At 38.4% G+C, this 21,592-nt stretch carries 16 protein-coding genes; 3 read left to right on the forward strand and 13 right to left on the reverse strand.

The window, feature by feature from the left end:
* Positions 1-130: 130 nt before the first annotated feature.
* Positions 131-3,736: a response regulator gene (locus R3X26_RS08360; protein WP_317716829.1), complete on the reverse strand. Its 3,606-nt coding sequence runs from the start codon at positions 3,734-3,736 to the stop codon at positions 131-133.
* Between the two features lie 76 nt (positions 3,737-3,812).
* A complete protein-coding gene (locus R3X26_RS08365; protein ID WP_317716831.1) occupies positions 3,813-4,157 on the reverse strand; it encodes a DUF2799 domain-containing protein in 345 nt (114 codons plus the stop codon).
* Positions 4,158-4,429: 272 nt separating this feature from the next.
* Here R3X26_RS08365 and R3X26_RS08370 point away from each other — a divergent pair, with 272 nt between their 5' ends.
* Complete coding sequence (locus tag R3X26_RS08370; RefSeq protein ID WP_317716833.1) at positions 4,430-5,926, forward strand: carbon starvation protein A; 1,497 nt, start codon at positions 4,430-4,432, stop codon at positions 5,924-5,926.
* A 111-nt stretch (positions 5,927-6,037) separates the two neighbouring features.
* Here R3X26_RS08370 and ispH read toward each other — a convergent pair whose 3' ends face one another.
* The 6 genes from ispH to murJ all read right to left on the reverse strand — a co-directional run bounded on the left by ispH (position 6,038) and on the right by murJ (position 13,855).
* Entirely contained in the window at positions 6,038-6,982 is a 945-nt protein-coding gene (ispH, locus tag R3X26_RS08375; RefSeq protein ID WP_317716834.1) for a 4-hydroxy-3-methylbut-2-enyl diphosphate reductase, read from the reverse strand.
* Positions 6,983-7,010: 28 nt separating this feature from the next.
* Positions 7,011-7,499: an FKBP-type peptidyl-prolyl cis-trans isomerase gene (gene fkpB / locus R3X26_RS08380; protein WP_317716836.1), complete on the reverse strand. Its 489-nt coding sequence runs from the start codon at positions 7,497-7,499 to the stop codon at positions 7,011-7,013.
* A 241-nt stretch (positions 7,500-7,740) separates the two neighbouring features.
* Complete coding sequence (gene lspA / locus R3X26_RS08385; protein WP_317716837.1) at positions 7,741-8,250, reverse strand: signal peptidase II; 510 nt, start codon at positions 8,248-8,250, stop codon at positions 7,741-7,743.
* Positions 8,251-8,262: 12 nt separating this feature from the next.
* The gene (gene ileS / locus R3X26_RS08390; RefSeq protein WP_317716838.1) at positions 8,263-11,094 is read right to left on the reverse strand and encodes an isoleucine--tRNA ligase; all 2,832 of its coding nucleotides are present in this window, start codon (positions 11,092-11,094) and stop codon (positions 8,263-8,265) included.
* A 58-nt stretch (positions 11,095-11,152) separates the two neighbouring features.
* Positions 11,153-12,088: a bifunctional riboflavin kinase/FAD synthetase gene (ribF, locus tag R3X26_RS08395; RefSeq protein ID WP_317716840.1), complete on the reverse strand. Its 936-nt coding sequence runs from the start codon at positions 12,086-12,088 to the stop codon at positions 11,153-11,155.
* A 207-nt stretch (positions 12,089-12,295) separates the two neighbouring features.
* Positions 12,296-13,855, reverse strand: a complete 1,560-nt coding sequence (murJ, locus tag R3X26_RS08400; RefSeq protein WP_317716842.1) for a murein biosynthesis integral membrane protein MurJ — start codon at positions 13,853-13,855, stop codon at positions 12,296-12,298.
* Between the two features lie 257 nt (positions 13,856-14,112).
* On the opposite strand from murJ, the gene rpsT reads away from it, so the two are divergent.
* The gene (rpsT, locus tag R3X26_RS08405) at positions 14,113-14,373 is read left to right on the forward strand and encodes a 30S ribosomal protein S20 (protein ID WP_317716844.1); all 261 of its coding nucleotides are present in this window, start codon (positions 14,113-14,115) and stop codon (positions 14,371-14,373) included.
* Between the two features lie 133 nt (positions 14,374-14,506).
* On the opposite strand, the gene R3X26_RS08410 is transcribed toward rpsT, so the two are convergent.
* Both R3X26_RS08410 and nhaR read right to left on the reverse strand, forming a co-directional pair.
* A complete protein-coding gene (locus R3X26_RS08410) occupies positions 14,507-14,803 on the reverse strand; it encodes a metalloregulator ArsR/SmtB family transcription factor (protein ID WP_317716846.1) in 297 nt (98 codons plus the stop codon).
* 170 nt (positions 14,804-14,973) lie between these two features.
* Positions 14,974-15,864 (reverse strand): transcriptional activator NhaR, encoded by an 891-nt coding sequence (gene nhaR / locus R3X26_RS08415; RefSeq protein ID WP_317716848.1) that lies wholly within the window; start codon positions 15,862-15,864, stop codon positions 14,974-14,976.
* A gap of 435 nt (positions 15,865-16,299) precedes the next feature.
* On the opposite strand from nhaR, the gene R3X26_RS08420 reads away from it, so the two are divergent.
* Positions 16,300-17,448, forward strand: a complete 1,149-nt coding sequence (locus R3X26_RS08420; RefSeq protein WP_317716849.1) for a Na/Pi symporter — start codon at positions 16,300-16,302, stop codon at positions 17,446-17,448.
* Between the two features lie 107 nt (positions 17,449-17,555).
* On the opposite strand, the gene R3X26_RS08425 is transcribed toward R3X26_RS08420, so the two are convergent.
* The 3 genes from R3X26_RS08425 to ptsP all read right to left on the reverse strand — a co-directional run bounded on the left by R3X26_RS08425 (position 17,556) and on the right by ptsP (position 21,590).
* Positions 17,556-18,407, reverse strand: coding sequence for a thymidylate synthase (locus tag R3X26_RS08425; RefSeq protein WP_317716851.1), 852 nt, complete (start codon positions 18,405-18,407; stop codon positions 17,556-17,558).
* 4 nt (positions 18,408-18,411) lie between these two features.
* Entirely contained in the window at positions 18,412-19,224 is an 813-nt protein-coding gene (gene lgt / locus R3X26_RS08430; RefSeq protein WP_317716853.1) for a prolipoprotein diacylglyceryl transferase, read from the reverse strand.
* A gap of 116 nt (positions 19,225-19,340) precedes the next feature.
* Entirely contained in the window at positions 19,341-21,590 is a 2,250-nt protein-coding gene (gene ptsP / locus R3X26_RS08435) for a phosphoenolpyruvate--protein phosphotransferase (RefSeq protein WP_317716855.1), read from the reverse strand.
* Positions 21,591-21,592 lie beyond the last annotated feature (2 nt).

Genomic DNA, 21,592 nt, shown 5'->3' on the forward strand with positions numbered 1-21,592 from the left:
AGTCTGTTTGTTTCATACAGTGTCTGTCCCGATAAACACTACTAAACTTAAGTAAAGCCATTAAAGTGCCTGTCCTAGTATGGAGTTAGTAGACAACTCCTTCATAAGGTGGCTGTCCTCGAAGAAAAAATCAACGGCTATTTTTACCTTTAAAGTCAACTAAACATTCGGCAGCTGCATCAAATTCATACTCTTGAACATAATCGATTATCTTATTGAAAGAGTCAGCTCTATCGGTAGACTCCAAGATACTTGCGATCTGTTGAGCAACTTCCGAGGCCTCAGTATTGTATTCAGCAATACAATGTTCTAATTGCACAAGCAACGTATCTAGTTTCTCATAATTAAGCTCCCGCCGAACAACCTGCTGTTCTGGAGAACTATTTATATCGACTAATTTATCTTTTATATCAATTAAAGTAGGTTCGAGTTGCTCAACTAAGCGCAATAAACTCGCGTTACTATCAGATACATTATTTTTTACAGCAGATTCAAGCTGTTCGGCCGCGCTACATACCTGATTGGCTCCTATTGTTCCAGCGATTCCTTTTAAGGTATGAGCCATCCTTTCCGCTTGGTCAGTATTCTGATTATCATTTAATGCTTTGTTAAAATCTTCTACGAAATGTTGATAATTATGATAAAAACGTTTTAGTAATTTGACATAAAGTTGGGAGTTATTTTGAGCTCTTTTTAAGCCTGATTCTATATCGATTGCAAAAATATTCGGAACATTCAATTCAGAGTTTAATTCTTGATGGCTGCTTTCAATGGTATCCGTTACTTTTCTTTCAGGATGTATCCATTTAGCCATGGTAATAAACATGCCATCAACATCAATAGGTTTCGATATATGGTCATTCATTCCAGCATCTAACACTTTTTGTTTATCGCCAACCATCGCATTTGCCGTCATTGCAATAATCGGTAGTACAGCCAAATGATGCTGTTGGCGAATTTTTTTGGTCGCCGTATACCCATCCATTACCGGCATTTGACAATCCATCAATACCCCATCGAATGATTGCTCAGCTACTCTATCTAAAGCTTCTTGACCATTATTAGCTAACACGACAGTCATTTTGTTTGTAGTCAATAATTCAACAGCTAGCTCTCTATTAATTTCGTTGTCTTCGACTAATAAAACATGTGCTCCACGTAAGTGTTTTCGAGCTTCACATGAATCATCCTTTCTGCTTTTATTACTATTTTCTATGAGATTTTTTGCACCAATAGTATTTAGTATGCTGTCTAGCAAATGAGAAGAGGTCGTTGGTTTAAAAATAACATCATTGATACCCAACTCATTAGTAACGTCAAATGCACTCTCTTTAGCATGGCTGGCCAGTAAAATTACTTTTGGTTTATGAGTAATAGCTGAATGAGATATAATCTGTTTCACTGTCTCTATCCCATCCATTTCTGGCATATCCCAGTCACACAAAACAATGTCGTATTTTTTATTGTTTTTTTCTGCATCGACAATGGATTTAATCGCGTCAGCTCCGTTGCCAACCGACGTATTACTAAAAGAAAAACTGGTCAGCATTTGAGTGAAGATGTCTCTAGATGCTAAATTATCGTCCACTAATAATATATTTAGGTGATCTAGTTTAGAGGTGATTTTTTGAATTTCAATCGATTGAGTTTTTTGAATCACAAAATCTAACACAAAATAAAATTGGCTTCCTTCTCCTTTTACGCTGCTACAGCCAATTTCTCCCCCCATCATTTCAACAAGCTTTTTACAAATGGTTAGACCAAGCCCTGTTCCTCCATATTTTCTTGTTGTTGATGAATCTGCTTGAGAAAAAGATTGAAACAGACGAGACATCTGTTCTGGCGTCATTCCTATTCCACTATCATTAACCTCAAACCGCAACGAAAGAATATTCTCTTTACGACTTAAGAGAATAACTTTAATAATAACTTCTCCTCCTTTATCGGTAAATTTGACGGCATTATTACCTAAATTAGTCAATATTTGTCCTAAACGCAGCGGATCACCTTTAAGCGACATTGGTATTTCACTTGGAATATCAAAATGGAACTCTAGAGACTTTTCTTCAGCACGTAATCCCACTAAGTTAGCAAGTTGATCAAAGACGTCTTCTAATTCAAAGTCTATTTGCTCAACTTGCATTTTTCCTGCTTCGATTTTCGAAAAATCGAGAATATCATTAATGATTCCGAGTAAAGATTCAGCACTGCGATGGAGTTTTTGTATGTAGTTCCGTTGCCTAGTATCGAGGTCTGTTTGCAAAGCTAAATAACTCATACCGAGTATAGCATTCATTGGGGTTCTTATTTCATGGCTCATATTTGCCAAAAAATCGGATTTAGATTTATTGGCTTGAATCGCTTCCTGTTGTGATTGTTGCAAAGCTTGTTGTTGACGTTTTCTTTCAGTGATGTCGCGTGCAATACTCATTAACCCCATCATGACTCCATCATTATTAAATAGCGGAGTTTGAACAATATCAAAAGGGATGCTTTCGCTATCGGTATTATCAAGGCGAAGCGTAAATTCATAGCGATGCGTTTCTCTAGTAGCCATCACATTTGAATCTTGTTCTCGTAGTTTTTCGGCATCATTTTTGTCGAAAAAATCAGCGTCTTGATGGCCAATAATTTGAGATTTACCTACTCCAATATAGTTTTCAAACTTCTTATTAATATCGATATATCGCCCTTGAGTATCTTTAATATAAATAAGATCAGGAATACTGCTATATAGAGTCGTTAATAAACGATGCTTTTCTTCTACTTTTTCTTTTGCTTGTTTAACCGACAGGTTCAGATCTCTCATTGCGACTTGAGAACGGCGCAAAATAACCATGAGCCATAACATAATAAAAATAAACACACTGGCGAAATAAAATAAATACTTAGAATTATCTCTAGAGCGTTGCAAATCTTGGTAGCGAAGATCCAAGTATTTTTGCAGAATCTCATCGGCTTTTAATACTGATGAGATAACATTTTTACTGATGCTCACCCCATTTAAATCAGCATTTACCAGTTGCTCAAAAGTCAATTTATAAGAAGAAATCCAAGCAACAAAACCATTAATATCTTGAATAGCATTACTGCTAACGAGTTTTATTTCAACCTGATCGGCAGCATCAATTATATGATCCAATTGTTGATTAATTTGTGAGATAAAAAGAGATTTACTCTCTTGAGATTTAAGCAGTAAATACTCTTTTTCCATTTGAAGTAAATTTGATAAATCTAATTTCAGGTTATCTAATGCATCAAAATTATCCAGTTCAGAAGACAACGGTTGACGGACTAGCCGCTCAACTAAAGAAACAGCATTATTTGCTTGAGTGCGTAGCGTGGAATTTAACACATTGATTTGCAGTCTTTGTTCGACCAATATGTTGAAGTTTTTCCTATAATCTAAGATATGCTGGGTAAAGAGATCCAACGCTTGTTGGTCTTCATCTGTACGTCCATCTATTTGTTCTATTTTGATTATAGTATGGAGTACTTGATCAATATAAAATGCCGTGTTCTCAGCGCTATTCTCATCCTTATCTCTCATGTAAGTCAGTTCGCTTAGACGAGCCTTATCTAGTTGATAAGTTAAATGAGTAATTGAAGTAAATTGATCTATCGTCGTAAAAAAACGCCCAGACCACAAAAGTAACGCAGCTAAAAAAAGCAAGACGACAAGACACACAACACCAATTAAAATCTGTCCTTTTTTGTACATATCTTTAGTGAGCATTAATTAAACCTTCACCATGTAAAATAAGTTGAACTATTAAGCGTAAAAGAACAATTAACGCATGAACTAAATAACACTATTGAGAATCTTCCCAGCCTCTCAGCCATTCCATTCTAAATTTTTGCGCGTCGGCTGTTCCTTCGCATACACCTTCATAATATTGACCAGAAAAACCAATTTGATAAGCAAAATTAGGGTTACAATATTCCTTTATTGCCTCAATATATCCTTGATCATATTCGGCTTGATTCACTTGACCTAATTTCTGTAAATCATTAAAAGAACGAGTATGAAACCCTTTAATACCATCAGAAAAACCAATTTGGTACCAATCACCATTTTTAGCCAAGTCGATATCACTTGAGGAACAAGCCATTAAAAATAGCGAGAGTGCAAACAAGCCCATTTTACCTCTTAACATTTTCATTCCTCAGAGATTCAATATACTTACTAAAAATGAGCTATATTTTCTTTTAAGTCAAATAGCTATGCGCCTATATCTAAGATGTATGACTATTTACCCAAATAATGCGCTTGGTCACATAAAAAAACACACCAAACCATTAAATCGAAATAAATGCCACTTAACACAGAATAGGTCCACTCAAGCACACATGGAATGCAACTAACATTAACCCAATTTAATATTAAAACTGAACTATACAAATAACGATTAAACGTGGGACAAATAATATGATGTGGTTTCTTTTCTGTGTAGCAGCCTTAATCGGTGGCTACTTTATTTATGGTACTTTTGTTGAGAAAGTATTCGGTATTAACGAAAATCGTAAGACTCCGGCGCATACCATGCAAGATGGTGTCGATTTTGTACCAATGTCAACGCCTAGAGTTTATCTTGTGCAATTACTAAATATTGCTGGTGTTGGTCCTATATTTGGTCCAATTATGGGCGCGCTATATGGTCCTTCGGCTCTACTTTGGATTGTGTTTGGTTGTATTTTTGCTGGTGGTGTGCACGATTATTTTTCTGGGATGCTATCTGTTCGTAACAAAGGAGCTTCAGTACCAGCGCTGTCAGGCCGTTATTTAGGTAACGGAGCGCGCCATTTTATGAACGTTTTTGCTATCGTCCTTTTACTACTAGTTGGGGTCGTGTTTGTTTCCGCTCCTGCAGGTATGATCACCAACCTTGTTAACGAGCAAACGTCTTTTGAAATATCCAATGTCACAATGGTTGTGCTTATTTTTGCTTACTACATTATCGCAACTATTGTACCTGTAGATAAAATTATCGGTCGCTTTTACCCTTTATTTGGCGCATTACTTGTCTTTATGTCTATTGGTTTAATGGCAGCAATTGTTATCTCAAGCGAACACACTGTCTTAGGTGGTTTTGTGATCAGTGATATATTCACTAATATGAACCCCAATAACCTTCCATTATGGCCTGCGCTATTTATTACTATTGCTTGTGGTGCGATTTCTGGTTTTCACGCGACTCAATCTCCATTGATGGCTCGATGCATGGAAAACGAAAAAAATGGTCGCTTTGTATTTTATGGTGCAATGATTGGTGAAGGTGTTATCGCTATTATTTGGTGTACTCTTGCGCTCTCTTTCTTTGGCTCAGTAGAAGGGTTGCAAGAGGCGGTTGCTGCTGGTGGACCAGGCAATGTAGTTTATAGTTCTTCATTTGGCCTGTTAGGTGTCTTTGGCGGTATTTTAGCTTTCCTTGGTGTGGTCATTCTCCCAATCACATCTGGCGATACTGCATTCCGTTCGAGTCGATTAATTCTTGCTGAATACTTTAATGTTGAGCAAAAAACTTTACCTAAACGTCTTTTGATGGCCGTTCCGCTATTCGTTCTTGGTGGAATTTTGACTCAAGTAGATTTTGGTATTATATGGCGCTACTTCGGATTTGCTAATCAATCTACTGCAACTATCATGCTTTGGACAGCTTCTGCATACCTACTTCGTCATAATAAATTACATTGGATTGCGACCATTCCAGCCATGTTTATGACGACGGTTTGCGTATCCTTTATTATGAGCAGCTCTAAATTAGGCTTTGGTTTACCAATATCCATATCGACCGTTGTTGGCGTTATTGCAGCAATATCGATTACTGCCTACGTAATTACTATTTCCAAGGGTAAAGGAGACATAGATTTACTCGATGAAGAACTAGATGGAGAGAAAGTCGAATCAACCGCGAAAACAGCCTAAAGTAATTATAAATTAAAAAGGGAGGAGCATATTCGCTCCTCCCTTTTTAGAACAATTGATGAAACTTATTTTAGTGTTAGTGGCTAATGGCTCACTTTATAAATAGGAAACCTAAGAAAGATTTTTTATTTGTAGTTCTTTTGGAACTTCAAAAAACATATTTTCTTCTCTACCTGAAATTTCTTCGACTTCAGTTGCGCCAAGCTCTCTTATTCTATCTAAAATTTGGTCAACGAGATCTTCAGGCGCCGAAGCACCAGCAGTCACGCCAATATTAACCATATTGTTAAACCAATCCGCACTAATATCCTCAGGACAATCCGTTAAATAGGCTTTTGTACCTAATTTTTCTGCGAGTTCTTTCAATCGAGTAGAATTAGAGGAGTTTTTAGACCCCACCACCACTAAAACATCGACTTGTTGCGCCATCTCACGTACTGCATCTTGTCTATTTTGAGTCGCATAACAAATATCATCTTTACGTGGTCCTTGAATATCCGGATATACCGCTCTAAGCCGCTCGATAACACTAGCGGTTTCATCAACAGAGAGTGTTGTTTGGCTCACGTAATGTAGATTACTTGGATCACGTACCACCAACTTACTCACGTCATCTGGTTTTTCAACCAAATACATTCCACCGTTGGCACTAGCATATTGCCCCATTGTCCCTTCAACTTCTGGATGCCCAGCATGACCAATCAGCACCACTTCCATATCTTTCTTGCTTGCACGAGCCACTTCCATATGCACTTTAGTGACCAAAGGACAAGTAGCATCAAATACCGTTAATGTTCGAGATTTCGCCTCTTCTCTCACCGCTTGAGATACTCCGTGAGCAGAAAAAATAACAATATTATCATCCGGTACTTCATGAAGTTCTTCGATAAAAACAGCCCCTCGGCGCTTTAAGCCTTCCACAACAAAACGATTGTGTACAACTTCATGACGCACATATATTGGTGGCTTATATAAATCTAAAGCTCTTTCTACAATGCTGATAGCGCGATCCACTCCAGCACAAAATCCTCGAGGATTCGCCAGTAATATTTTCATTTAATAACTCTTCATTTATCTTTGTAGGTTATTCTACAGATAATATTTCAACTTCAAAGGTAACATCTTGCCCAGCTAAAGGATGATTAAAATCGACGGTTACGGAATCACCCGTGATATCTGAAATAATTCCTGGTATTTCGACGCCATCAGGTCCAGAAAAAGCCATAATAGTACCGACTTCGACTGCAGCGTCACCGACAAATTTAGAACGGTCCATATGATGAATATTATCAGGATTAGGAGCACCAAAAGCATCTTCTGCTTTAAGGTCAACAGATTTTTTATCGCCAGCAGACAAACCAAGCAAGTGACTTTCAAAGTTTTCACTCAGGCTTCCATCACCAATTGATAATTGAGCCGGTTTTCCCATATTGTAGGTTGAATCTGCAACCGAACCATTCGCTAGTCTAATCGTAAAATGAAGTACCACTTTACTATTATTAATGATTTCAGTTTTGCTAATAGAAGAGACTGAATCAAACGAATTAGTACTGGCAGATGAGATTTTAGACATGGCTTAACAGATTCCTAAAGATAATAAGGGGATAATATTCTCTATTTAACCACCAACCGAAGGTTTTAAAAACCACAAGTTTGATCCGGATGTAAGAGATGTGATTTATATAGAGCGATTGACTATAAATAAAAAACACCAGAAGAGGAAATCCTCACTGGTGTTTATTTAATAGAGTGTTACTTAATCTTATTATTAATAAGTAAGTTACTGGTTTCTTTTTTGGTTATCGCCCAATAAGCTATTTCGAACTCGATCGAGAGCTAAAGAACCCATCTAAAATAATCATAGCGGCACCGATACAAATAGCAGAGTCAGCAAGATTAAAAGCTGGCCAATGATAACTCCCCCAGAAAAAATCTAGGTAATCAACCACAAAACCATGCACTAGCCGGTCAAATACATTACCAAGTGCACCACCAATAATCATTGCATAAGCAATATTATTCCACTTTTCAGTTGCAGGTAATTTACTCATCCAAAACAAAAGTAAGCCACTAACGAAAAAGGCGATAGCAGCAAAAAACCATCTCTGCCAACCAGCTTGATCACTCAAGAAGCTAAAAGCAGCGCCGTAGTTATGGACATACAACAGATTAAAGAAAGGTAACACTTCTATTCGATGTGCCCATCCATACCCCATGCTGTCCATAACAACCAGTTTAATACCAATATCAAAAGCAAACACTAAAGCCGCTAGCCATAGCCAGCGAACTCCAGATTGTTTAAGTGTCATTGCTTTCATAGTCATAATATATTTAGATTAAGCAAATTGACGTACTTCACCATCACCGTCAACATTTGACGCGCAGCGGCCACAGATTTTTTCATGACCTTCAATCGTGCCAACATCTGCAACGTGATGCCAACAGCGATCACATTTCTGTGCATCTGAAGCAACCACATCGACAAATAGACCTTCAATCTCTGTTTCTTGAGCAGAATCTGTTTTCTCAGTCAAAGATTTAACTGCTGCTTTTGAGGTTAGAAGAACGAAACGTAACTCATCTTGCAAACTATTCAATTTATCCGCTAACGTTGCGTCTACATAAAGCGTTACTTCGGCTTGTAATGAACCACCAATAACTTTCTCTTTACGCGCTGACTCAAGCAATTTGTTTACTGCACCACGAACTTGTTGAACGTCACTCCAAAACTCATCGTTTAATGGCTCACCCTCTGCAAGGCCAAATAACCCGTCGTACCACTCTTCAGTAAATACGTATTTACTACGCTTACCAGGCATTTCATTCCAGATTTCATCGGCAGTAAATGACATTATTGGAGCCATCCAACGTACTAAAGCTTCGACGATATAATAAAGTGCCGTTTGACAACTACGTTGAGCATTACCACCTTTTTTCGCAGTGTATTGACGATCTTTTATCACATCGAGATAGAACGAGCCCATTTCAATCGAACAAAATTGCATCAAACGTTGCGTAACGCCGTGTGTATTATACTCGTCATACGCTTTTTCAATTTCTTCTTGAGCTGCTTTCGCACGTCCAACAGCCCAACGATCAAGTGCGACCATTTCTTCAACTGGCACTAAGTCAGTTTCAGGATTGAAGCCATTTAGGTTAGCTAATAAAAAGCGCGCAGTATTACGAATACGACGATACGCATCAGCACTACGTTTTAAGATTTCATCAGAAACAGCCACCTCACCAGTATAATCTGTTGAAGCAACCCACAGGCGTAGAATATCGGCACCAAGACGATTAGTAACATCTTTTGGTGCAACAACATTACCAACCGATTTAGACATTTTTCGGCCATGACCATCAACAACAAAACCGTGAGTTAACACTTGCTTGTACGGTGCGATCCCTTTCATTGCAATAGAAGAAATCATTGAAGACTGGAACCAACCTCGATGTTGATCCGATCCTTCAAGATACATATCCGCTGTATGGCCGTTGAATTCCTCACGATGATCAACCACAGAATAGTGAGTCACACCGGAATCAAACCAAACATCTAGAGTATCTAGAACTTTTTCATATTTTGCAGCATCTTCTTCACCCATTAGCTCAGCAGGATCAACATCCCACCATGCTTGAATACCCTTTTCTTCAACCAACGTTGCTACTTTCTCAATTAGCTCAGGGGAATTAGGGTGAAGTTCTGCTGTTTCTTTATGAACAAATAACGCAATTGGAACGCCCCAGGTACGTTGACGAGAGATACACCATTCAGGGCGACCTTCTATCATGCTCTCAATACGGCTCTGTCCCCAGTCAGGGATCCACTGTACACCTTTAATTGCTTCTAAGGCTTTGGCGCGCAATCCAGCTTGATCCATTGAAACAAACCATTGTGGGGTTGCACGGAAAATAATCGGCGTTTTATGGCGCCAGCAATGAGGGTAACTATGCTCATAGGCATGATGATGTAATAGAGCACCACGCTCTTTCAATACGTCTAAAATCGCATCATTTGCTTTGAATACATGTTGTCCAGCAAAAAGTTCAGTATCAGGCAAGAAGACACCATTAGAGCCGACAGGGTTAGCAGTTTCTAAACCGTATTGCTGACCAACAACAAAGTCTTCTTGACCGTGACCAGGTGCGGTATGAACAATACCAGTACCTGCATCGGTTGTTACGTGGTCGCCTAAAATAACTGGAACGTCAAAATCATAGAATGGATGCTTAAAGCGAACCAGTTCCAATTCTTTTCCTGAACTGAACCCAAGGTTGTGATAGTGCTCAATACCCGCGCGATCCATCACACTTTTTGCAAGTTCAGAGGCAACAATTAGTCTATGCGGATTGTCACCTTCAACCTGAATAAGGACATACTCTAAATCTTCCCTTACCGTAACTGCACGGTTTGCAGGTAGTGTCCATGGGGTTGTGGTCCAGATAACAACTGAAATATCACCTTGACCTTGGTGATCTTTGGTCAATGAGAACTTTTCAACCACTTTATCTTCATCAACGGCTAAAAATTTCACGTCGATAGACGGAGACACTTTATCTTTATATTCCACTTCAGCTTCAGCAAGAGCAGACCCACAATCCGTACACCAGTGAACAGGCTTAAACCCTTTCAATAAGTGGCCTTGATCTGCAATTTTTCCTAATGCTCGAATGATATTTGCCTCAGTACCAAAATCCATGGTGCGATAAGGCTTATCCCATTCCCCAGTAATACCAAGACGCTTAAAGCTCTCTTTTTGACCTTCTACTTGGCCTGCCGCGTATTGACGACATTTCTCACGAAACTCAGCCGCAGTTACTTTTTGACCTGGCTTACCGACTTTCTTCTCAACCATTAATTCAATAGGTAATCCATGACAATCCCAACCCGGAATATAAGGTGCATCATATCCTGCTAAGGTTTTAGATTTAATAATAATGTCTTTAAGAATCTTATTCAGCGCATGACCAATATGAATATCACCATTGGCATAGGGAGGGCCATCATGCAAGATGAAGGATTTTTTGCCTTTTTTTGCTTTACGGATTTCACCGTAAAGATCTTCTTTATACCAACGCTTAAGCATTTCTGGCTCTCTATTAGCCAAGTTACCGCGCATTGGAAACCCTGTTTCTGGTAAATTCAGGGTATCTTTATAGTCTGTCATTGATTCTTAATTCCGTTATCTTGGGCGAGCGTTAGACATTATTTAGTTGAATATTCAACTAATTCTCTAGCTGATGTAACCACACCCGTGCAGCATCAGCATCTAATTCAATTTGTTGTTTCAACGCTTCAAATGATTCGAAACGTTTTTCTTCTCTCAGCTTTTTCAACAATGAAACTTCAAGCTGTTTTCCGTATAAATTTTCACTAAAATCAAATAAGTGAACTTCCAGTTGCTGGCGTACACCATTTACTGTCGGTCGTTGGCCTATATTAGCGACACCGCCTAACGGTTTGTCACTCACGCCATACACCTGAACAACATAGACACCAGATACAGGTGAAACCGTTCGTTTTAACGGTATATTGGCAGTAGGAAAACCAATCGTTCGTCCTAGTTTTTGCCCGTGAGATACGCGACCATTAATACTATATGCTCTACCTAACAATTTTTCTGCTACTGCTAAATTATTCTCACTTAATGCTTGGCGAATAGCAGTACTACTGACTCTTTGTTTTTGGACACAAAAGCTTTGTGTACTGACGACTTCAAAGCCGTACTTTAAACCCGCTTCTTTAAGCATGGCAAAATTACCGACTCGGCCTCGACCAAAACAAAAATCATCACCAACGACTAAAAATTTAACATTCAAGCGCCGAACCAACAAGTCACTTATAAAAGATTCTGCAGTCCAGTCGGCAAAACGCCGATTAAAATTAACACACAGTAATCGATCGATTTTTAACTTACTAAGTTGAACATATTTATCGCGTAGTCGGTTAAGTCGCGCCGGAGCATTCTCTTTTGCAAAAAGCTCCATAGGCTGTGGCTCAAATGTCATAACCATTGAGGCGACCTTGAGAAGTTTAGCTTGATGGGCGACTTGCGCTAACACTTCCATATGTCCTAAATGGACACCATCAAAATTACCAATAGTCAAAACGCACCCACTATGATGCGCTTTTATATTGTGAATGCCACGAATCAATTCCATTAGATCAACTACAAACTCAACGTCATAACATAAACTAAGCTTAAAATGAGCAACCCCAGTCCAGTTTATTAAAATAATTAGTACGAAAACGTCGGATTATATACCAAACAACCTTTGTCCGTAACTGCTTTTATTATCATGTAAATAACGTCAATATTCCATTGGTACACTTTCTTTTAGCAAACTAAAACAACCCTAAGCTTTTTATTAATTTGTCGGTGATATATGTCGAGGTCTAACCCCCAGAATGACAGCAGCTAATAAATAGCTAACCGCTCCGCTCAAAATCAATAAAGTTAGCATTTCCACCCGTTCGAACAGTTCCCATTCAAGCCAAACAGACATTGCTGGTAACTGCCAACTAACTACGTAAACCATTACCGCACCAGAAATAAACAACTTAAATACAAAGAGTACAGTCTGCTTAGAACAACGATATACCTGTGCAATATGCAGTCCTCTATAAAGCAATGCCATGTTAACAAAAGCTGATAAAGCCGTTGCCATCGCTAAACCAACATAACCATAAAAATAGGCAAAAATGACGTTAAAGCCCATATTGGCGCTCATTGCTATTATTCCATATTTGACTGGAGTTTTAGTATCTTGCCTTGAGTAATACCCCGGAGCAAGCACCTTAATTAGCATAAAATTTAGCAAACCAGAGGCATAAGCAAATAAAGACATTGATGCTTGTTGTACGTCATAAGCACTAAACTCTCCACGCATAAACAGCACCATAAGCATAGGCTTTGCCAATACCATTAACCCGAGCATGGCGGGTAAACCAAGTAGCAACACCATGCGAATCCCCCAATCCATGGTATTTCTAAATCCTTCGCTATGCGCATCCACATGATTACGAGAGAGTGCAGGAAGAATTACCGTTGCAATGGCAATACCAAATAAACCTAAAGGAAACTCTAGAAGACGATCGGAATAATATAGCCAACTAATCGATCCGGTTGCTAGGAAACTCGCTATAAAAGTATCTAACAACAAATTTATTTGGCTAACAGAAACACCAAATAATGCAGGTATCATCAATGTGCGAATTTTAACCACACCAGGATCTCGCCATCCCCACTTAGGCTTTACAAGAAAGCCTGTTTTAATGAGGAAAGGGATTTGAAACATAAATTGAACAGCTCCGCCTAAGAAGACTCCAATGGCGAGCCCAATTTCTGGCTGAGATAAGTTAGGAGCAATAAATAAGGCCGATCCAATAATCATTACATTCAAAAAAACAGGAGTAAATGATGAAACGGCAAATTTGCCTAAAGTATTAAGAATCGCACCAGATAACGCAACAAAAGTAATAAACCACAAATAGGGAAACGTTATTTTTAACATAAGGCTGGCCAATTCAAATTTGTGAGCTGACGGCCCATCATTTAGCCAATCAATAAACCAACCTGCACCAAAAATAGCGGTAACAACTCCCGAACAAGCAATACCAAATACGGTCACTATAGTAACAAGCACCCCTAACGTACCCGATACTTTGGCAATTAGTTGCCTAGTTTTATCTTTATCATCTAGCGCTTGATACTCAGTTAATACTGGAACGAATGCTTGAGAAAATGCACCTTCAGCAAACAATCGCCTAAGAAAGTTGGGGATTTTATTAGCAAAGAAAAACACATCAGCACTCGCCCCTGCTCCCATAAGGTTGGCAACAACAACATCACGAACTAAACCCAACACACGTGAAATAAGTGTCATTGCACTGACAATTAAGCCTGACTTTAAGAGTCGCTTGCTCACAAATACCTCTTTTATTTACATAAATAGCAAAACTAAATACCAATTTATAGCAAGCATGTATTTTGGTCACTTATTTAATGGCATTGGTACTGAAATACTGTTAGAATCCCGCCATCTTAACCGCGTTAACCTAACTATTCCAAATTTGTGTGGATTTAGTTGAGTTTTTGCACAAATCATTTGACATATTGGTATGAAAGAGGCATCCTCTTCCGCCTTAAATTGTCACCGAACTAAAGTTTTTGGGAGTTAGACCCTTGGCAAACAGTAAATCTGCTAAGAAGCGCGCTATCCAAGCTGAGAAACGTCGCCAGCATAACGCTAGCCGTCGTTCTATGATGCGCACTTACATGAAAAAAACTGTCGCTGCTATTGAAGCAGGCGATAAAGAAGCTGCAACAACTGCATACGCAGTAGTTTCACCTATCCTAGACCGTATGGCGAATAAAGGCGTTATTCATAAGAATAAAGCTGCACGTCACAAGTCTCGTTTCGCTTCTGCAATCAAAGCTCTTTAATATTACTTTTTGTTTTATTAAGAATTGATTTAAGCGAAAAAAAACCGGCATTTGCCGGTTTTTTTATATCTAAAATAAAACAATTTAAGAAAAACGAAGTCAAATCACCTTTTAATTCTATAAAGAATAAGCTCTAAACGACACAATACAAAGAATGAAGCAAACGAATCATCTCTTTTACTTCGTGACTATGTAGGGAATAATAAACGGTTTGAGCTTCTTTTCTCGTTGTGACTAACCCATCACGTCTTAGCCAAGCGAGATGTTGAGACAAAGCAGATTGACTAAGATTTAATTTAGAACACAATTCACCTACAGATAATTCCTGATCATGTAAAATGCAAAGAATTTGTAATCTTCGCTCATTCGCCATAGCTTTCAATAAAGCCACTGCCTGTGCAGAATTTTGTTCCATATCCTGAAGGTTCATTTTGCTGCTCTCCATCCAACTAAATAACACTGATTTAAGTTATTTATCTAATTTCTATTCATCTTTATAAGTAAATTTTAGTTTTATAAATAGTGCTTATTTACAAAATAGTAAGACAAATTACCTCTATATCGATTTTTCATCAAGTTTCTAAACAAGAAAAGCCTAATTTAGTCAAACAAATGACCAAAATCAGCGTCACACACATTTTTAACTGCTGGGTGTTGAATCATCCTCTCAGCAAAAATTACATAATATTCTTCTTTCAATTCACTCACATTAGCAATCAGTTGTGAAGACAGTTCTTGGCCTATTTCAGAAAGATAAAGGTTAGGAGCAAGGAAAATAACGTCTTTGTGATAGCGAGCAAACGCTTTCATCAACGCCACATCATCGAATTCGCCGAGAATATTAACTTGTATACCTTGCTGATCAAACCATTGAGAAATTTTTCTTCCCATTGATGTTCTACTTCCTGGAACCAATAATTTTCGTTCTTGCAAAATTTCTGGGAAACTAATATTTTCAATATGACCAGAACAAAAAAAACTCAATGAGCTTTCTCCTAATTTTTTACTATATAGTCCCGGACTTTGAGTTGAATCAACCGGGCAATCAGAAAGAATCATATCCAATTTATGTTGCGACAACTGTTCTAGTAACAATTCATGCGTCGATTCAAAACAGCGCAAATGAATACTATTATCCTCAGGGATTGTGGTCATCAATATTTTACTTACCAAACGTTTAGAAAGAGCATCAGCGACCCCTACATCAAATAAAACGTTCGATCGTTGGCTGTAATTTACAATATCCAACATTTCATAACTTAGCCCAAACATACGATCCGCGTATTTGTATATAAGTTGGCCCAATTCAGTAGGTTGAATACTCCGGCCACTGCGTTTAGTTAGTTTGCCCCCTACCCTTTCTTCTAATGCTTTTATTTGCCCTGTAACCGTTTGAGGTGTCAAGAATAACGCATCGGCAGCTTTCGATACCGATCCTTGTTTACACACCATCCAAAAGTAGTAAAGGTGGTTATAATTCAAATGTGACATTATGCAATTCCACTCATTTTCGTCTATTGTACCTATTGTTGTTAGTGTACCTATTACTGTTAGTGTACCTACATTGATAATGTACTCATATTGATATGATATATTTATGACGCTATAACTTCGTTATATTCGAACAAAAGAACCAAAACAACAAGTTTTTCCGAAATCAAATTAGTGACAATTTATTAAAATTGCAATAAAACTAATGGAAAAAGTCACCTAAAGCATCACTAATTGAATAAAAAACACAACAAAAACAAAAGTTAAACATTAAAAAAACAACAAGTTAAGTATTGATTTATTTTTAAAATAAGCCAAATAAATAAGTACAGATAAAACATTAGTTTTATAAAAATGTAATATTAGTGAAATATTTACTCTCTAGTATGCCCGTCAGATAAGTTAATTAACTTGTATTACGTCCTGGAGAAAAAAATGAACCAAGCGACAACAACAGACTCACCGCAGCAATGTTCAATGGCTAATGTTATGCGTTGGGCTAACTTGGTATTCATGCTTTATTTACTGCTTCTTGCTGTATCTATGGTTGGGGGGGGCTTTAAGCTTGCCGTCGGTGAACAAGCAAAGACCCTATTTGAGTTTGCTTCACACCCTGTAGCAGGTTTAATGATAGGCTTAGTTGCTACGGCTCTAATCCAATCATCAAGCACCGTTACATCAATTATTGTAGGTTTAGTTGCTGGTGGTTTACCTGTAAGTACTGCGATTCCAATGATCATGGGCGCAAATATAGGAACAACCATTACCAATACTTTGGTCAGTTTAGGTCATATGAGATGTAAACATGAATTTAAACGTGCTTTTGCAAGTGCAACTATTCATGATTTTTTCAATTTGTTGGCCGTTATCATCTTTTTACCACTCGAAATGGCTTTTGGTTTATTAGAAAAAATTTCCCACTGGCTGGTTTCGCCTATGCTAGCAACAGGTGATATGAGTATAAAAGGATTTAATTTTGTCAAACCATTAACCAAACCGGTTATCTCATCTCTTACAGATTTTCTCAGTAACTTTAGTAATGTAGTTACAGGTGTCATCCTTATTGCTCTGGGTATCAGTGTCATCTTCTTTGCTATTACTTTTATGGGTAAATTAATGAAGAAGTTAATGGTTGGCCGAGCAAAAAACATCTTACAAAGCGCGATTGGTAAAGGACCACTACACGGTATTTTTTCCGGCTCGATTGTCACGATTTTAGTTCAATCATCGTCAACGACAACAAGTCTAATGGTTCCGTTAGTTGGTACAGGTGTACTCAAAGTAAGAGATATCTATCCATTTACATTAGGTGCTAATATAGGTACGTGTATTACTGCTTTATTGGCTGCAACAGCAGTAACAGGAGAGTTTGCCGTTTATGCCTTACAGATTGCTTTGGTTCACTTAACCTTTAATATCCTTGCGACGGTATTTATCTTCGGCATCCCTTTTTTACGCGAATTACCGCTCAAAGGTGCAGATATTATTTCTGATATGGCGATGAAAAACAAAGCGGTAGTCGCAATTTATTTGGTCGTTGTGTTTATTGTTATGCCAGGAACGATATTAGCACTTACCACTTAACGGTTAGTTGTACTGTAAAATAAGGTATAAATAGAAAATTCCCCAGCAACAGAACGTTACTGGGGGATTTTTATTCAATTAGTTATTTATATTGAGAGTAGGAACTTTTATACCGAGAATGGATACTTGATGGCTTCATGACTCTCATAACCAACAACTTCAAAGTCATCCAATGTTACCCACGTTTCCAAATCTTCTAATGATTTAATTTTAGGGTTTATTTTAAATTGCGGTGCCGATAAAGGCTTACGTTTTAATTGCACGTCCTTCATCAAAGGCAATTGATCCTCGTATATATGACCATTAACAATTTTATGATAAGCCAATCCAGGCTTATTACCCGTGATTTGTGCCATGATGGCTAAAAACACATAAACCTGAACCATATTGAAATTTAAACCAAGTGGCACATCACATGAACGTTGGGTACTATTTAAATATAGAGTACCATCCAGTAAAGAGAAATGATGGCTATACATACACGGCCTTAAGCAGCCCATATGAAACTCACCAGGATTGTAAAAATTTAAGATTTCGCCTCGGTCATCAATTCCGTTAGAAAGGTCGTCAACAATTTTTCTAAGTTGATCAATATGCCCACCATCCGGTTTCGCCCAAGCTCGACCTTGAACACCATAAACTCGCCCCATATCATCTTCACCTTTACGGTGCGGATTATTCAACCAAGCTTCATTCAAATTTGAATTGGCATCCCAAGTTTTAGTCCCTAATTTTCGGAAATCTTCTGCACTGTCATACCCACGAATATAACCAAGTAATTCAGCTACCGCCGATTTCCAAAAGCTTTTTCGAGTAGTCACTAAAGGGAATTGATTATTCGACACATCGTAAGTCAAATCGGCGTTAATGATGGTAAGACAACGCTTACCAGTTCGACGATTCTCGACCCAAACGCCATCGTCAACAATGCGTTGACACAAATCTAAATACTGTTTCACAATCTCACCCTTTTTTATTTACTGCTTGGCGTTCGGTCTTATAGGCCCAAATCATCATCAAAACACCAATAATTATCATCGGAGATGACAGAATTTGTCCCATGGAAATAAAGTTACCAAATAGACCTAAATGCTCATCTGGCTCGCGGAAATACTCGACGATAAAGCGAAATGCACCATATCCGATCAAAAATAAACCCGACACTGCGCCTGCTGGTCTTGGTTTACGAATAAAGATATTTAGTATAATAAACAACACTACACCTTCTAAGAACGCTTCATAAAGTTGAGAAGGATGACGTGGTAAATATCCACCACTCGGGAATAATACCGCCCAAGAAACATCGGTCACTCGTCCCCAAAGCTCATCATTCATAAAGTTACCTAAGCGGCCAAGACCTAGACCAAATGGCACAAGAGGAGCGACAAAATCGGCGACACTGAAGAAAGTGCGTTTATTGCGATACCCATACCATGCCATGGCAGAGATAACACCAATTAAACCACCATGGAAAGACATACCGCCAGTCCACACTTTAAATAAATAAAGCGGATCATCTAAAAATAAATCGAAGTGATAGAATAAAACATAGCCAACACGGCCACCAACTACCACACCTAAAAAACCTGCAAAAAGCAAATCCGAAACTTGTTCTCTAGTCCAACCACTATTGGGTTTATCAGCTCTTCTGTTGGCTAACCAGATTGCAAACATAAAACCAAATAGATACATCAATCCGTACCAACGAACAGATACAGGGCCTATGGAAACGAGAATAGGATCAATTTGTGGGAAATCAATAAAGCCTTGAGGCATAAATATTTACTCTTTTAAATGACAAACGCGATAAATCTAATGCCGCTATTTTACCTATGATAAACAATAAAAATATAGGGAAGCTGTATTTAATTGTTGCTTCTATTATTTAGGTTCTATTTTTTCCCTGCGCGAGTAAAGCCAGCAAGGTTTTTATCTTCTAAATACTTGAACATCATTGAATAAGTGTCTTTGCTATATTGCTTAGTCAATGATTGTTCGGCAAACGATTTTAAATCAGACATAGTGGACTGTCTGAGTAAGTATTTTACTCGAGCAACATTCGAAGTATTCATACTCAATGTAGTGTAACCTAAACCAACCAGCAAAAGTGCGCCAACTGGATCTCCGGCTAATTCGCCACATAGACTCACAGGAATGTTATGTTGATTACAAGTGTCTAAAATTTGCTTTAAAGCAAGAAGTACGGCTGGATGAATCGACTCATATATACTAGCGACTCTGGAGTTGTTACGGTCAACTGCTAGTAAGTATTGAGTAAGGTCATTGCTCCCAACCGAAACAAAATCGACTTTACTCGCCAACATAGGCAATAGGTAAATCATCGAAGGCACTTCCACCATGATACCAATTTTTGGTTTTTTCACCTGAGGCTCAATTTTTTTAACTTCGATATACGCCTGCTCTAACAATGCCAATGTTTCATCAACTTCTTGGCAACTGGCGATCATCGGTAATAAAATACGCAGATTATCTAACCCGACGCTGGCACGTAACATGGCTCTGAATTGGATCAAAAATATATCAGGATGATCCAAGGTAAAACGAATACCTCGCCATCCCAAAAATGGATTATCTTCTTCGATAGGTAAATAAGGTAAAGGTTTATCGCCACCAATATCGAGTGTACGCATCACCACATTTTTACCCGCATACGCTTCTAATACCTTTCTATATTGTTGAGTTTGTTCATCTTCAGATGGAAATCGATGTTCCATTAAAAACTGAATTTCAGTTCTATATAGACCAACGCCATCAACACCTTGGTTAATAGCAATATTAGAATCTGCACTAAGGCCAGCATTAAGCAGTACTTCAATCCTGCTTCCATCTTGAGTACAGGCTTCTTGAGCAAGTTCCCCTTCAACCATTTGAGATAACTCATACTCTTCGGTCTGTAAGGCTATATACTCATCTAATATTTGCTCATTAGGCTCAACAAGAATGTCACCGCTATAGCCGTCCACCACTCCGATACGGTTATGTACCGATTCTGGCGACAAGACCGCACCCATAATAGCAGGCACGCCCAATGCTCTAGATAGAATAGCAGCATGAGAGTTCGCTGCGCCTTCGAGTGACACAACTGCTAGTAGCTTTTCTTTAGGTATACTGGCTAATATTGAGGCTGTGAGTTCACTTACAACCAAAATAACCGGTTTGTCTAGTTCAATTTGACCTGATTCAGAATTGTGTAAAAAGTAAAGTAAACGCTGGCCGAGCTCTTTAATATCTTGAGCTCTTTCTCGCATATATACGTCACTCATTTGAGCAAATCGATAGGAGTAGGTTTCGACTACTTGCCTTAGAGCCCAATCTGCACGATCACCTTTATTGATCTGTGCCTTTAAGTCAGCACGAAGCATAGGGTCATTGAGTAAGTGAGTAAATAAGTCAAAGATAGCTAGAGCATCTTTATTTAGTTCGCCATCAAACTTTTTACGCATACGTCGAAAGTCATTAATAGCGCTTTCAATAGCCAGCATTAACCATTCATGTTCTTGCTCAATATTGATCGTTGATGCTGGTAACACATCCGACAACTCAGGCTGAGTGTTATCCCACCAAAAAGGACCAACAGCAACACCAGGTGAAGCCGCAATACCGGTTGTTTTTTCGGAGCTTTGGTCTGAGAGCAGCCAAAGACCTTGAGCCTGAGCATGAGCGATAATGACCGCGACTTGCGCAGCAAGAGTCACTAAAAATGACTCTTCCATCTCACTGAACAAGCGAGGCGATTTTTGCTGAATAACCAACACACCCAATACTTGCTTACGATGTATTATTGGAGTACCAAGAAAGGAATTATAAACTTGCTCGCCCAGCTGAGGAAAAAATTTATAATTAGGGTGTTTTGAGGCTTCTGCTAAATTAAGCGGTTCTGCGCTGCATCGTACTAAACCAACAAGTGCTTCGTCGTAACCAATTTGAATTGAATTACCTCTGAGCTGCAAACCTTGCGTGGCCATCAACTCTAAACGTTGATGCTCATCATTAGCCAAATAGACTGTACAACAGTCTGTTCGCATTGCTTGGCACGTTTCTTTAACTAATAGGTTTAAAGCTTGATGAACATCATCAAGCTTCATAACCTTTTCAACTATGTCCCTTAGTTGAGTTAGCATTG

The organism is Vibrio sp. TH_r3 (genome assembly GCF_033101115.1).
GTDB lineage: Bacteria > Pseudomonadota > Gammaproteobacteria > Enterobacterales > Vibrionaceae > Vibrio.